Here is a 13356-nt window from a genome sequence, read left to right on the forward strand (position 1 = left end):
AGGGGGGAAATAACCAAATGCCCAATCCTCAATACAACTCTTGGAGAGGCTGCGCCCTAAGCGTAGCTATGCCGCAGGCTTTACGCTTTACCTCGGTGCTCAGTACAAGTGCCCAATGCCCAATACCCAATATTTCAACACCGTTCAGTACAAGCGCCCAATGCCCAATGTTCCATAACAAATAACAAATGAACTTTATATCAATTTTCTATGGGCTGTTCTTGTTGAGTGTGTTAGGGATTTACTGGTCTTTAGCACAACAGAGATTGCGATTGTGGACGCTGCTAATTGCTAGTTTGGTTTTCTATGCATCTTTGCATATCCAGTACATCCCATTACTATTAGCATTGACATTTATTAATTTCCTTGTGGGGTTGGAAATTGGAAAAAACACATCACCAGGAAAACATTCTCTTGACTTGCAAATTTCCAATGAAGAGTGGCAATTTGCCCAAGGTGATTGGAATCGTCGTCGTCTAAAACTTTTGTGGCTGGGGATAACTCTAAATGTTCTACTATTATTAGTTTTTAAGTATTTTACCCCTTTATTAAAGTTTGTTTTTCATGTGCAAACAAATTCACCAGATAGCTCTTTTAAATTGATTGCACCCTTGGGAATTTCATTTTTTACCTTTGAATGCATTGCTTATTTAATAGATGTCTATCGTGGTGCCCCTGCGACTGAGGAGTTCCTCAAATTTGCCACCTACAAATTGTTCTTTGCCAAACTGATTTCCGGCCCGATTACGCGCTACCACAACTTAGCAAATCAATTCAATACCCTAACCTTCCCCAGTGCCGATAGAGTATCTGAGGCGCTGTGGTTAATTGCTAGGGGCGCGGTCAAAAAAGGTATTTTGGCAGACCACCTGGGAATTTTCGTTGATTTATGTTTTGGTAACTTACAACGGGCGGGTAGTACCGATCTCTGGTTAGCTACATTCGCCTACGGCTTGCAATTATATCTAGATTTCAACGGTTACGTAGACATTGCCCGTGGTAGTGCTTTGCTTTTCGGCTTGGTTCTACCTGAGAATTTTGACTTTCCTTACTTCAGCACCAATATTGGAGAATTTTGGCGGCGCTGGCACATGACTCTAGGAGATTGGCTACGTAACTATGTCTACTTTCCTTTGGGTGGTTCCCGTCGAGGTTTAGTGCGTACCTCCTGGAATTTATTTATTGTGATGCTAATCGCTGGTATCTGGCACGGTGCTGCTTTAGGTTATGTTGTTTGGGGCATATTCCACGGGTTAGCCTTGGTGGTTCATCGACTTACAAATACGATGAGCGATCGCTTTGAAAATCTAAAACAATTCTGGCAAAATCCTCTGGGTATCTTTGTCGCTTGGTTATTGACCCAACTGATGGTTTTTACCTCTTGGATCTGGTTCCGCTTACCTAATCTCCAAGACTCTTCTTTGGTAATTCGACATCTTTGGGGTTATCCAGCTGACGCCCAGTTTGCTGAAAAGGTCTATGTAGAAGCCTTAAATATGAGCCAATACCAACTCACTTGGGTACTTCTAGCTTTAGCTGCCCTTATGGCTGTAGTCTATGCCTTTAACCGGATGCTGAAGTTAGAGTTTAATTGGCCTCTTAAGCTTGTCTTCGTCCCTCTATGTTTCTACGCTGTTTGGTTATTAGCTCCTGAAGGCAGTTTGCCCTACATCTACTTTGATTTTTAAGCTTCTACAATCAATAAAAACATAAGACAATCTACAACTTATTATTTCGTTACAAATCAACAAAACTTAAAATTTTTTCAATAGGTTATTTGTAAAGGAATGTAAAGACAATTAACTAGGCGATCGCGTCATTTAGTTAAATAGCTAGTTTGGTGTTGAAATCGCTTACAAAGTCTCAATCTATTACTTTTATCACTATTGTTTATATTAGGAATATTTGATGAGATTGTTAAAGAATATTAAGTCACAGATCAGATCAAAGTAAATTAATCTAGACTGAAATTTAACAGGCGATAATGAATCCGCTTGTTCCATATTTAACAATTCATAGCACTTATAAAACCATGACCACAACCTTACAACGGCGCTCTGACGCTAACGTATGGGATCGCTTTTGCGAGTGGATCACCAGCACTGACAACCGTATTTATGTCGGTTGGTTCGGTGTACTGATGATTCCAACCCTGCTAGCTGCTACCACCTGCTTCGTAATTGCCTTCATCGCTGCTCCTCCTGTAGACATTGATGGTATCCGCGAACCAGTTGCAGGCTCCTTGATCTACGGAAACAACATCATTTCTGGTGCAGTTGTTCCTTCTTCAAACGCCATCGGCTTGCACTTTTACCCAATCTGGGAAGCTGCTTCCTTAGATGAGTGGTTGTACAATGGTGGTCCTTACCAGTTAGTAGTTTTCCACTTCTTGATCGGTTGCGCTACCTACCTGGGTCGTCAGTGGGAACTTTCTTACCGCTTAGGTATGCGTCCTTGGATCTGCGTAGCTTACAGCGCACCTTTAGCTTCCGCTACCGCAGTATTCTTGATCTACCCCATCGGTCAAGGTTCTTTCTCTGATGGTATGCCTTTGGGTATAAGCGGAACATTCAACTTCATGATTGTGTTCCAAGCAGAACATAACATCTTGATGCACCCCTTCCACATGTTAGGTGTGGCTGGTGTATTCGGCGGTTCCTTGTTCTCTGCAATGCACGGTTCTCTAGTAACTTCTTCCTTGGTGCGTGAAACCACCGAAACCGAATCATTAAACTACGGTTACAAGTTTGGTCAAGAAGAAGAAACCTACAACATCGTTGCAGCCCACGGCTACTTCGGTCGTTTAATTTTCCAATACGCATCATTCCAAAACAGCCGTCAATTGCACTTCTTGCTCGCAGCTTGGCCTGTCATCGGTATCTGGTTTACCGCTTTGGGTATCAGCACAATGGCGTTCAACTTGAACGGTTTCAACTTCAACCAGTCAATCATTGACTCTCAAGGTCGCGTCATCAGCACCTGGGCAGACGTAATCAACCGCGCTAACTTGGGTATGGAAGTAATGCACGAGCGCAATGCTCACAACTTCCCCCTTGACTTAGCTGCTGGTGAAGTTACTCCTGTAGCAATGACTGCTCCTGCTATCAACGGTTAATTATGAAGATTAGCTAAATAAGAAGCGCCCTCCAGAAATGGGGGGCGCTTTTTAGTTGTAATTACCTTAAAAGGGACTGGTTAATAAATTCTGTAGGAGATTTTGTCCGATAACGATGCTTCCACATCAGAAAACCAGTAATAAATAAAATCAACGGTGCAAATCCCACAAACATGTAGAAAATACGGGATGGAAGTCCCCAAAAGGTGCCGTAGTGCAAATCGCTGAAGGAATTGAGGATGCGATCGCCTAATGAAGCAGTTGCCGTCGTAGATACTTGTAAAACCTTACCGCTATACTGGTCAAGAGAAACATCGCCAAGATTAAAGTTAAACCAAAAAGTCTCTTCTGGTTTACTTGGAAAGCCAATTAGACTAAGTGATGCATTGGGCAAGGCAGCTTGAGCGATTTTTAACTGGTCTTTTAATCCTAGCGGCAACTGACCGGAAATAGGTACAGAAACCAAATCGGGTTGAGGTTTGGAGAAGGTGAGTGCGTAGATTATCGGGTTGACAAATTCAGAAAAGTTCCAGCAAAAGCCTGTGAAAAAGGTAAAGACTAGAAACGTGGCTGTAATCACACCAGCAACTTTATGAACATCAAAATTAACCCATTTGGGATGAGCATTCCATTTTATTTTGAAGCCAGCAATCAACTTGCGCCAACCAGACCATAAAATAATGCCTGTAATGCTCAAGATTGTGAACAGTAATCCCACAATGCCCACAAACTTCGTGCCAATGTCACCACTTAAGAGGGTGTAATGGAGTGGATAGATAATGTCTAAAAATATCTTTTGGAGCGAACTTGGCTTGGAGTTGGGGTTGAGGATTACCCCTGTGTAGGGGTTGACGTAGATTGGCAGCCAATCACTTTCTTTGGTTTTAAGGATAACCTTTATTGACTGATCTGACTTTGTGGACGGGTAATACCGTTGAATAGTTGCGTCTGGTTGGTCGGCGTAGGCTTTTTTGACAGTGTTGACAACAGCTTCGATGGGTAGTTGTTTTCCTTGAAGGATAATGCTGCCACTTTGAAGATGCTGATCAAAGTTGTCAATTTCTGTGTGGAAAACCAATAAACTACCCGTCAATCCGATGATGATTGCAATCAGTCCTAGTGCTAGACCCAAATAACGATGTAGGGTAAATATCCAGTTACGTAGTTTTTTATTACTCAAGGTAAACACTCCTTTGCACAATTTCAAGTTTAAGCAATTGGTAGGATAAGGAGGTAGCTTTTTATTGTTCCCCGGATTACCGCCCTCAATTCCACGCCAGTTTCTACAAGTCCGGCAATCCCGACGGCAGTCGCTCATCGGGAAATCCTTTACAGCCCTTCTCCTAAAGAAAACGCTCTTGCGTTCGGGCATCCTACGGCAGGTGCTAGCCTCTCCCTTTTGGCTGACGATATTTTCTAGGAGTCATGCCAAATTGCCGCTTAAACAGATAGCTAAAATGACTCGTACTTTCGTATCCCACTTGATAAGCAATTTCTGCGATTAGCAAATTAGTGCCTCGGAGTAGCTGTTTTGCCTGCTCTAGCCGCAGGGATTGCACATATAGCAAGGGACTGGGGACTGGGTGAAAAGCCTTTTTGTGTCTAAGTTTTATCATCTGTTAATGTCCTAACCGCCTTGACTGTTGCACATATCTCAATACCGTGATCAAAGATTACAGCTATTTTCAGGTAAATAGACCACGCGGTAGGGGCACAGCATTGCTGTGCCCCTACGATAGATGTGGTTCAAATACTTGAATTCTGCTGTAAGCCGCTTGGGGTGGGCATACCACTTAATTTTGAAGCCTGCCATCAGCTTGCGCCAACCAGACCACAAGATGATTCCGGCGATAAGCGATCGCCCTGAGGCACTTTTCAAGTATTCTTGTAAAAAACCTACAAGTGGCATAGGATTAGGGTGGGGTCAAAAGGTCACTGAAATTGTGCCCTGTAGCGTAAATGGCGCTTGGGGGAAGGTAAGATAGTCGTTTGATTCGTAATATTTGACATTGAAGATATTCTTAAAGTTGAGCGCAACCCGCCAATTATCCCGTTTGTAAGCGATTAAGGCATCGGTTGTGACATAAGACGGTAGAGTAAACGGATCATCGATGTTGGCAGTGCGATCGCCTTTAAAAAACAACCCCGCACCAAACTGTAATCCTTGCAAGTTACCCTTTTGAAATTCATAAGTTGTCCAGAAACTCGCGCCATGATATGGTGCATTTGTCAGATGGCGACCTTCGGGAAGTCCGGCATAACCTTTACTAACATAAGCATCATTGAGAAAACTAGAGGCAATGACTTTCCAACCCGGTAAAATTTCCCCGGCTACATCCAGTTCAATTCCTCGACTTTTCACTTCTCCAATTGCAATTGAGAATTGGTCGTTGTTAGGGTCTGTAGTGGGGATATTTGTTTTAGTAATGTCATAGGCTGCAAGGTTTACTGAAAGTCGCTTGTCTAAAAGTTCAGCTCTGATGCCGACTTCGTACTGTGTACTGAATGAAGGCTCTATTTGCGTCCGGCCTACTTTTAGAGTCCCTAAGTTGGATACAAAAGAGCGATTGTAGCTGGCGTACAGCGAAATCGGTTCGATTGGTTGATAAACAATCCCTACACGTGGTGAAAAGGCTTGAGAGTTAAATCCAGACTTTTGCGGCTCATCAGGAATACTAAAATCTTCAGTGGTTGTGTCAGCAAAGTCATATCTCCCGCCTAGAACCAACTTCAGATTGGGCAACAATGTCACCTGGTCTTGCAGATAAATTCCTATGCCGTTATTTTTATTGGTATAAGGGCCGCTATAGATGCGGTCAGGCAAGGGAACATTATAGTTTGGCTCAAAAATATCTATCGAAGGGAAATCATCAATACCATAAGCGTTATTGGTATCAGATCTGCGATGGCTCCAGTCCAGACCTAACAGCAGTTGATGGGCGATCGCACCCGTGTTGAATTTACCAATTAAGTTGGTTTGCAGAGCATAACTTTGTGTATAATTTGGACCATCACCATACTGCTGTCGCGGCAACGTTCGACCATCCTCTAAAAGAGGATTGCCAATTTGGGTAACTTTTTCACTACCTTCATCAAATTGTGCGGAAAATCTGCTTCTCAGCCGCCAATTTTCACCAAACTGCTGATTGAGTGTTAGCGCGAGGCGATGGCTTTCAGTATTGGAAAAATCATCGGGTTGAGCTAAATTCCGATTTCTGGGCAACGTTAAATAGATTGCTTCTGGACTAAAGCCTCGATCAAACCCTTGTTTAGAATTGAGATATTCATAGGCGAAGTCTAAAGTTGTGGCATCACTAATTTTGTAGCTGATAACCGGAGAGAGATATGATATATCGTTTTCAATGTAATCCCGATAGCTGCCAGAATTTTCATAGGAAATATTCAAACGATACAATAATTTTTTATCGGTTGTCAGTGGACCAGATAGGTCGATTGCAGGATTGTAGTAATCGTACCTGCCAGCCGTGAAACTAGCAGAATAATAGGGATTGCTCAAAGGTTTTTTCGTCACATAATTTACCAGACCACCCGGATCTCCTTCTCCAAACAGTACTGAAGCTGGACCTTTAAGCACTTCCACTTGTTCAATGTTGGCACCATTGACAGGAAGTAAACCAGTAAACCCATCTACCAAGCTATCGGCCGAAAAACCACGAATTCTGACTTCACCGAAAAGATTGCCATAGCCTCCTCCTATCTGAGTCCCAGATACATTGCGAACCGCATCCACAATCCGGGTGATTCCCTGATCCTTGATTACCTGTTGGGGAACTACCTGAATCGACTGAGGAATATCACGTAAAGGTGTATCAGTTAAAGTTGCAGTTGATGCTTCTGGCACAGTGTATCCATCTTGTTCACCCGTGACTACAAGCTCAATCGGTTCATCGCCCTGTGTTGATGGAAGACTAGGCTGTGTCTGAGTTTCTGGCTGAGTTGGTTGCGTTTGAGGTTGCTGCTGTGACTGTGTGGAGGGTAAAGCAGTTGCCACAGAGAAGATAATACCCTCATCTTGACTGTCAAACAACTCAACAATTGGTACACCTGCTTCCCCCGTTACACTCACCCGGATAGTATTGGCATTAAAGTTAGTAACTGTGATCTCACTAACCCCTGCAATTGGTTTAGTAGAACGAAATGTGAATGCATCACCATTAGCTAAACGCAGTTGAGCATTGGGAATGTCAGCAATAAAGTTATTGCCAGAAGAACGATTCACTACTTGTAATTGTTGCCCAATGGAAGTCTGTAAAATCACCTCCACACCGTTAGATGTGGGGTTTGCCTTCACAGAAGTCACTTGTATAACTTCACCTTCCTGGCTTTGGGCTGGTGGGTTCTGCTGTTCTATTTGAGCAAACCATTCTTTGACTGTTCTTGCAGAACGGTCTAGTTCTTGTACACTTTGAATTTCAGTTACTTGCTTTGCCTGAGTTGGTTGTATGACCACAGCAATAAAAAAACAGGAAATAAACAGCGATCTCAACGACGGGCTACGCCTACGCAACAGTTTCATCATTCCACACACCCAACCGGATTTCTCAAAACAGAGTCGATAGTTGAGAATTATTTTATATAACTCTGTTTATGAGAATACAAAATTCAGGTAAGGGCAAATATCTGAAACCGGATTTTTTTTTATCGGAATCGGGATGTTCCTTTTACTACAAGCCTTTTGGCTGACGATATTCTCTAGGAGTCATGCCAAATTGCCGCTTAAACAGATAGCTAAAATGACTCGTACTTTCGTATCCCACTTGATAAGCAATTTGTGCGATTAGCAAATTAGTGCCTCGGAGTAGCTGTTTTGCCTGCTCTAGCCGCAAAAATTGCACATATCCCAATACCGTAGTCCCAAACACTTCTCGAAATCCGCGTTTGAGCTTAAAGTCATTGAGTCCGATTTCTTTGGCTAAATTTAGTAGAGAAGGTGGATGTGGCAGCCTTTGATTTAAAATAGCTTTGGCGTGATGCAAACGTTCAATTTCATCGGCACGGAAATGGAGCGATCGCTTTAATACCTGATGATTTTCCCCCCATTGTGCAATCTGAAGTGTCAGTAGTTCTAACACTTTTGCTTCTAAATACATTTGTCTAAGTTTTTCTCGAAACGGACACTGCAATATTTGTTTGAGTACTAACCACATTGCAGGTGTGGTTGCTTCTAACGGCTGATGGAAGCGCTCTTTTATTGGATTTTCTCTCAACTGCTCAAGCAAAGTAGGCAACTCTTCAAAGCTTCCCTGGAAACTATTAAGTAAATCAGGATACCAATAAATACTGATACACTCAGTGCGTTGGTTTACATTAAAATGTTCAAACTCCCGAACATCAGGCAAGCAAAATAAGTAGTTATAACCTGCAACTTCTTCATAATCGTCACTGACTCCGGGCACATTTGGTGTAACAGTTCTGACACCACTAGACAGAAAAAACTTAGATGTCAGCAAAGGTGAGTCATCGTGTTTTTGCTCAAAAATTACTGGTTGAGAATACTCATTGTTATGAATTCCTAACCCAAGATTATGGCGAAACCCAGTCCAGCGAAAGCTGTATTTACCAAACCAAGTAGACAATTGTTCTTTTCCTTCATAGTCATTAAACAACTGCACATCCTGGCAAAATTCCCCAAAGTCTTCTGTCCCAGTTAGACGAATGGTCATGGTAATACTCTCAACTACTTATTGAGAAATAGTATCCATTAGTAGGGAGAGTCATGTCTACAGCATGTTCTACAGACTACCGGAAAATGCTGCTAGTACTGCTTATCGTCATATTCCTTTTCCCTCAAGGCATTAATTCCTCTCACCCTGACAAAATGAGCGAACGTACAGTGGTGAGGCAGTACCTGTGGCAACGATGTCTACGACGGGCTACGCCTACGCGCCTGTAATTCACGCTCTCTGTCTAAAGGGCGCTTTTTTCATGGAGCTATAGTTATACAAATATTTACACAGATAAAATATTAAAAAAATATCTGGTGTATTTGGGTACAATTACTAAATTGTTACTCATTTATATTAGTGAATGCATTGGTATAAATAAAAATAATTATCAAAACTGTGAGTAGTGAGTAAACTAACTACTGAGGGTTCCCTCAAAAGTTTACATTCATTGTGTTTCCACTGACTACAAATCTCAAATTTTAGTTTTCGTCTCAATTTAATATAAAATCTAAAACTTAAAATCCAAAATCAACATGGCAGACCTAACTCCTAATTCTAGTTTTAGTTTGACGCTGCGCTTGCAGATTCCCAATCGTGTAGGGATGTTGGCGTCGATAACCCAGGCGATCGCTACCACTGGCGGTAATCTTGGTCAAATCGATTTAATCGAGCAAACCCGCAAAGAGTCCATCCGCGATCTGACTGTGGATGCTGCTAGTACCGAACATGCTGAAACCATTGTGCAAGCAGTCAAAGCATTGCCAGACATTAAGTTACTCAGCGTCTACGATCGCACCTTTAATTTGCATCGCGGGGGCAAAATCAGCATTACTAGCAGAATTCCCCTAAGAAGTGTGTCTGATTTAGCAATGGCTTACACGCCCGGAGTCGGTCGAATTTGTACAGCGATCGCTCAAGATCCAGAGGAGGTTTACAAATTAACCATCAAACAAAATACTGTTGCGATTGTTACCGATGGTAGTGCCGTTTTGGGATTGGGAAATCTGGGACCAGCAGCATCTCTGCCAGTCATGGAAGGTAAAGCAATGCTATTTAAAGAATTTGCTGGGCTAGATGCTTTTCCCATTTGTCTCGCCACCCAAGATACAGAAGAGATTATCCAGACAGTTAAGAATATCGCTCCAGTTTTTGGGGGTGTGAATTTAGAGGATATCGCTGCACCTCGCTGCTTTGAAATTGAAAAGAGATTACGCCAGGAGTTAGATATCCCCGTTTTTCACGATGACCAGCACGGTACAGCAATTGTCACCTTGGCCGCGTTGTTTAATGCCCTAAAGCTGGTAAATAAGTCAATGGCCCAAATCAAGATCGTGATTAATGGTGCTGGGGCGGCTGGAGTGGCGATCGCTCGATTACTCCGTAAAGCTGGGGCAGAAAAAATCTGGATGTGCGACTCTAAAGGGATTATCTCTACCAGTCGTACCGATTTGACAGAAGAAAAACTTGAATTTGCTGTGAAAGCTCAAGGCACATTAGCGGGTGCAATGCAAGAGGCAGATGTCTTTATTGGTGTCAGTGTACCGGGAGTTTTGACACCAGAAATGGTGCATTCAATGGCGAAAGATGCAATTGTGTTTGCAATGGCAAATCCAATACCAGAAATTCAGCCAGAATTAATTAGTGAATATGTTGCTGTGATCGCTACTGGTCGCAGTGATTACCCAAATCAAATTAATAACGTCCTCGCTTTTCCTGGGGTATTCCGTGGTGCTTTAGATTGTCGGGCCCAGGCAATTACCACCACAATGTATCTGGAAGCCGCAAGTGCGATCGCCTCCTTAGTCAAGCCTTCAGACTTGGCTCGGGAACATATTATTCCTTCAGTCTTTGATGAGCGTGTCGTCACTGCTGTTGCTGCTGCTGTGCAACGTGCAGCGCGTCAAGAAGGTATTGCTCGGAATTAATTAGCTAAAAGAACGACTTTTGTGGGATAAGCGTCTCGCCCGTCCCACAGCACATTTTTCTATGCAATCTCCTTGCGATCGCTGCTAATACCTATTCAATGGTAGAACGCAAGATTATCAGCGAAGAAGATTTGCAATATTTCCTGTTGATTCATCCATTGGAGTTGTACACCAGCCTGAATCGTGACTTCTTCAAAGGTACGGCTGTCGAGAAAACAGCAGATGAATTTTTGGTAGGCGCTGTTTTAGATGAAGAGGAAGTAGGCTTTTTAATAATTATTATATGCGTTGTCTTTTAAGTTTCTTGCAATCACTAAACATTCATTTGGAACCCTAGTAAGCATATTGTTAAAAGCTGGAGTATAACGACCATCTTCACCAACAACCTTGCGGAGAGTATACTCCCCAGCCCTAGAAAATCCGCCGAACCAAACGTTTTTTCTGTGCCAGATATCTCCATTGGGAGAATTTTTGTCTTGAGACATTGTAAAACTTACAATCGATGTTGAAATTTCTATTCCTAACAAAAAAGGGATGATTTGAGCTTGCTGCAAAGTTTCATCTGTAAACTGAATTTTGTAAGTTACTTTAAACCATTGAATTAAATGTAGTAATATCCAACCACCAATCGAGTTATGAAAAGTCCACTGCAACGGTGCAAAGACTGGTAAATCCAAACTTCTTTTCTGTGTATCCCATTCTAAATTGTACATAGTGATGCAAGTATCTGGCAGTGGATTACCATCCAGAAAAAATACACCCTTAAGGACAGATGGTAAGTTTGTTTGTTTGATTGGAATCATCCAGGTTGCAATGTTATTGAGTTGCTTTTTCTCGATTAATTCAGCCATACTAATTTGTAGTTCCTACTTCGTAAGTAATACATACAAAAAATAAAAATGATTACAGGCTTATAAGAGAATGTCTAAAAATTTGGCGATCCATTAAACAGATGAATATTAGACCTCTTGCAAAAATCCTTGAATCACCCCTCCCCAACCCTCCCCGATATATTGGGGAGGGGGCAAGATTTCAAGTTTCCCCCCAATATATCGGGGAGCCACTGCGTTGCGGAGGTTCCCTCCGTTGTAGCAAGTGGCGTGGGATTAAGGGGGGTCTATTCGACTTATGCAAGAGGTCTATTACCCTAAATTCACTCTTTCAAGGATAGGTTTTAACTTCTTATCCCCCCCTTTAAGGGTTGTTAGGGGGGATAAAATATTTTTTGAGTCTTCTAAAACATTCTCTAATTCCAAACCTGACATGTTCACTCATAGCCGTGGAGCAAAACCTTGTAGCACTAAACTATTAGGAGTAACGGCAGTCACTTTTTCAAAATCCCACTTGACTTCTGTAATTGAGTCCCATTGATAGTTCTTGAACAGATGTAAGCAGAAAATCTTGATAAAGCCAATTGATAAGGTTCTACCAGGACAGGCTCGCTCATGCCCTTCACCGTTCCAAGATAAGATATCTGAAAAATTCCGTGTTAGGTCAAAATCATCTGGATTTTGGTATTTATTGGCATCCCGATTAGCCGTCAAAATAGAGCCAAGCAAGCGAGTACCTTTTTGGAATGGACATTTTTGTTCTCCAATCTCAACTTCACCTGCTTCAGTGGTGAGTTGGCTAACAAATCGCACAGGTGGATAGAGACGAGCTGTTTCCAAAATCACTTGATTGAGAAGTGTTGACTGTTCTAGAGCGTCTGGATCTAAACTTTCCTTGGCATTCCAAACAGCATTGACTTCTGACAATACATCATTTCTGAGGGCATTATCCAGACATAGAACACCAATAACAGATCCTAAAAGCGCACTCGTACCGGCAGTACCAGCAAGATGAATCATATCAAAAAGGCTATTAGCGATTTGGTGTTCGTTTAACTGATATTGAGCGCCTGTTTCAAAGTAAGATGCCCATCTGGCAGATTGTTTATATCGCTTGGTTAAATACTGACGATGCCGAATATTTGGCGCTGTTAATATTGCTAGCAAATACTTGCTAATAAAATTTGGTAAAGATGCCAGAACAAAACCTTTAATGTAACCACTCGATGCTGTGATTTCTTCCTCAGATAAAGATATCTGAAAAACCAGTTGGTGCAAAATCGACAGCATAATCTTTGGCAAATCGTTGCCGATATGTAATTTGCTGTGTCTAGCAGCCTCTAACAGGCTTTGCTCAACTAGATACCCTAAAAAGTCTATCTGTTCAGACGGTTCCGGTAAGGCTTGTAAGAACACAGCACGCAGTCCTGTGTGTTCGTTACCGTTAGTTCCTAAGCTCAGAGGATTATCTAGCAGGTAGCTAGGAGCTAATATTCTGATGATACCTAAATCATTTCCCCGCAGCTGTGGCTGGGTTTGCATTAGTTCCTTCACCTGCGAGTGAGAAGAATGCATAATTGCTTGATCCACAGCAAAATATTTGTCTCCAATATTGTCCTTTCGGATGTAGAGAAAGTCTCGCCATGCGTTGAGGATGATTGAGGCATCCATGTAATAAAAAACTAAGCGCAAAAACTTGCCGATCGCAGTGTCATAACCTACTTTGGCTAGTATAGGTGCAAGCCAAAGCTGGCGATCATGACCTTGTAGGACTTTATCTTTAAGTGTCATAATATTTA

General features: G+C 42.2%; 11 protein-coding genes. 4 read left to right on the forward strand and 7 right to left on the reverse strand.

Annotation, left to right across the window (positions count from 1 at the left end):
* The first annotated feature begins 188 nt into the window (after positions 1-188).
* Positions 189-1688 carry an MBOAT family O-acyltransferase gene (locus V7K35_RS15460; RefSeq protein ID WP_335080142.1) on the forward strand — a complete coding sequence of 500 codons (1500 nt, stop codon included), beginning with the start codon at positions 189-191 and terminating at the stop codon, positions 1686-1688.
* A 344-nt stretch (positions 1689-2032) separates the two neighbouring features.
* Entirely contained in the window at positions 2033-3115 is a 1083-nt protein-coding gene (psbA, locus tag V7K35_RS15465) for a photosystem II q(b) protein (RefSeq protein WP_334794848.1), read from the forward strand.
* A 61-nt stretch (positions 3116-3176) separates the two neighbouring features.
* Here psbA and V7K35_RS15470 read toward each other — a convergent pair whose 3' ends face one another.
* The 5 genes from V7K35_RS15470 to V7K35_RS15490 form a co-directional block, all read right to left on the reverse strand.
* Positions 3177-4433, reverse strand: coding sequence for a PepSY-associated TM helix domain-containing protein (locus V7K35_RS15470; RefSeq protein WP_335080143.1), 1257 nt, complete (start codon positions 4431-4433; stop codon positions 3177-3179).
* A gap of 67 nt (positions 4434-4500) precedes the next feature.
* Complete coding sequence (locus V7K35_RS15475) at positions 4501-4731, reverse strand: helix-turn-helix transcriptional regulator (protein ID WP_335080144.1); 231 nt, start codon at positions 4729-4731, stop codon at positions 4501-4503.
* A gap of 50 nt (positions 4732-4781) precedes the next feature.
* Positions 4782-5024, reverse strand: a complete 243-nt coding sequence (locus V7K35_RS15480) for a hypothetical protein (RefSeq protein ID WP_335080145.1) — start codon at positions 5022-5024, stop codon at positions 4782-4784.
* Positions 5025-5039: 15 nt separating this feature from the next.
* The gene (locus V7K35_RS15485; protein ID WP_335080146.1) at positions 5040-7655 is read right to left on the reverse strand and encodes a TonB-dependent siderophore receptor; all 2616 of its coding nucleotides are present in this window, start codon (positions 7653-7655) and stop codon (positions 5040-5042) included.
* Between the two features lie 145 nt (positions 7656-7800).
* Positions 7801-8799, reverse strand: coding sequence for a helix-turn-helix transcriptional regulator (locus tag V7K35_RS15490; RefSeq protein WP_335080147.1), 999 nt, complete (start codon positions 8797-8799; stop codon positions 7801-7803).
* A 536-nt stretch (positions 8800-9335) separates the two neighbouring features.
* Here V7K35_RS15490 and V7K35_RS15495 point away from each other — a divergent pair.
* Positions 9336-10727 (forward strand): malic enzyme-like NAD(P)-binding protein, encoded by a 1392-nt coding sequence (locus V7K35_RS15495; RefSeq protein WP_335080148.1) that lies wholly within the window; start codon positions 9336-9338, stop codon positions 10725-10727.
* Positions 10728-10825: 98 nt separating this feature from the next.
* Positions 10826-11026: a hypothetical protein gene (locus V7K35_RS15500; protein ID WP_335080149.1), complete on the forward strand. Its 201-nt coding sequence runs from the start codon at positions 10826-10828 to the stop codon at positions 11024-11026.
* On the opposite strand, the gene V7K35_RS15505 is transcribed toward V7K35_RS15500, so the two are convergent.
* Both V7K35_RS15505 and V7K35_RS15510 read right to left on the reverse strand, forming a co-directional pair.
* Positions 10997-11578 carry a hypothetical protein gene (locus V7K35_RS15505; RefSeq protein ID WP_335080150.1) on the reverse strand — a complete coding sequence of 194 codons (582 nt, stop codon included), beginning with the start codon at positions 11576-11578 and terminating at the stop codon, positions 10997-10999. The genes V7K35_RS15500 and V7K35_RS15505 overlap by 30 nt on opposite strands.
* Positions 11579-11998: 420 nt before the next feature.
* Complete coding sequence (locus tag V7K35_RS15510; RefSeq protein ID WP_335080151.1) at positions 11999-13348, reverse strand: cytochrome P450; 1350 nt, start codon at positions 13346-13348, stop codon at positions 11999-12001.
* Positions 13349-13356: the final 8 nt, after the last annotated feature.

It is taken from the genome of Nostoc sp. (assembly GCF_036917275.1).
Classification (GTDB): Bacteria; Cyanobacteriota; Cyanobacteriia; order Cyanobacteriales; family Nostocaceae; genus Nostoc.

What these genes read in the sequence shown, in the direction of transcription:
- V7K35_RS15470 (WP_335080143.1), bottom strand. Translation starts at nt 4,433, where the DNA reads ATGAGCGACTGCCGTCGGGATTGCCGGACTTGTAGAAACTGGCGTGGA.
- V7K35_RS15480 (WP_335080145.1), bottom strand. Translation starts at nt 5,024, where the DNA reads ATGCCACTTGTAGGTTTTTTACAAGAATACTTGAAAAGTGCCTCAGGG.
- V7K35_RS15490 (WP_335080147.1), bottom strand. Translation starts at nt 8,799, where the DNA reads ATGACCATTCGTCTAACTGGGACAGAAGACTTTGGGGAATTTTGCCAG.
- V7K35_RS15460 (WP_335080142.1), top strand. Translation starts at nt 189, where the DNA reads ATGAACTTTATATCAATTTTCTATGGGCTGTTCTTGTTGAGTGTGTTA.
- V7K35_RS15510 (WP_335080151.1), bottom strand. Translation starts at nt 13,348, where the DNA reads ATGACACTTAAAGATAAAGTCCTACAAGGTCATGATCGCCAGCTTTGG.
- V7K35_RS15495 (WP_335080148.1), top strand. Translation starts at nt 9,336, where the DNA reads ATGGCAGACCTAACTCCTAATTCTAGTTTTAGTTTGACGCTGCGCTTG.
- V7K35_RS15485 (WP_335080146.1), bottom strand. Translation starts at nt 7,655, where the DNA reads ATGATGAAACTGTTGCGTAGGCGTAGCCCGTCGTTGAGATCGCTGTTT.
- psbA (WP_334794848.1), top strand. Translation starts at nt 2,033, where the DNA reads ATGACCACAACCTTACAACGGCGCTCTGACGCTAACGTATGGGATCGC.
- V7K35_RS15505 (WP_335080150.1), bottom strand. Translation starts at nt 11,578, where the DNA reads ATGGCTGAATTAATCGAGAAAAAGCAACTCAATAACATTGCAACCTGG.
- V7K35_RS15475 (WP_335080144.1), bottom strand. Translation starts at nt 4,731, where the DNA reads ATGATAAAACTTAGACACAAAAAGGCTTTTCACCCAGTCCCCAGTCCC.
- V7K35_RS15500 (WP_335080149.1), top strand. Translation starts at nt 10,826, where the DNA reads ATGGTAGAACGCAAGATTATCAGCGAAGAAGATTTGCAATATTTCCTG.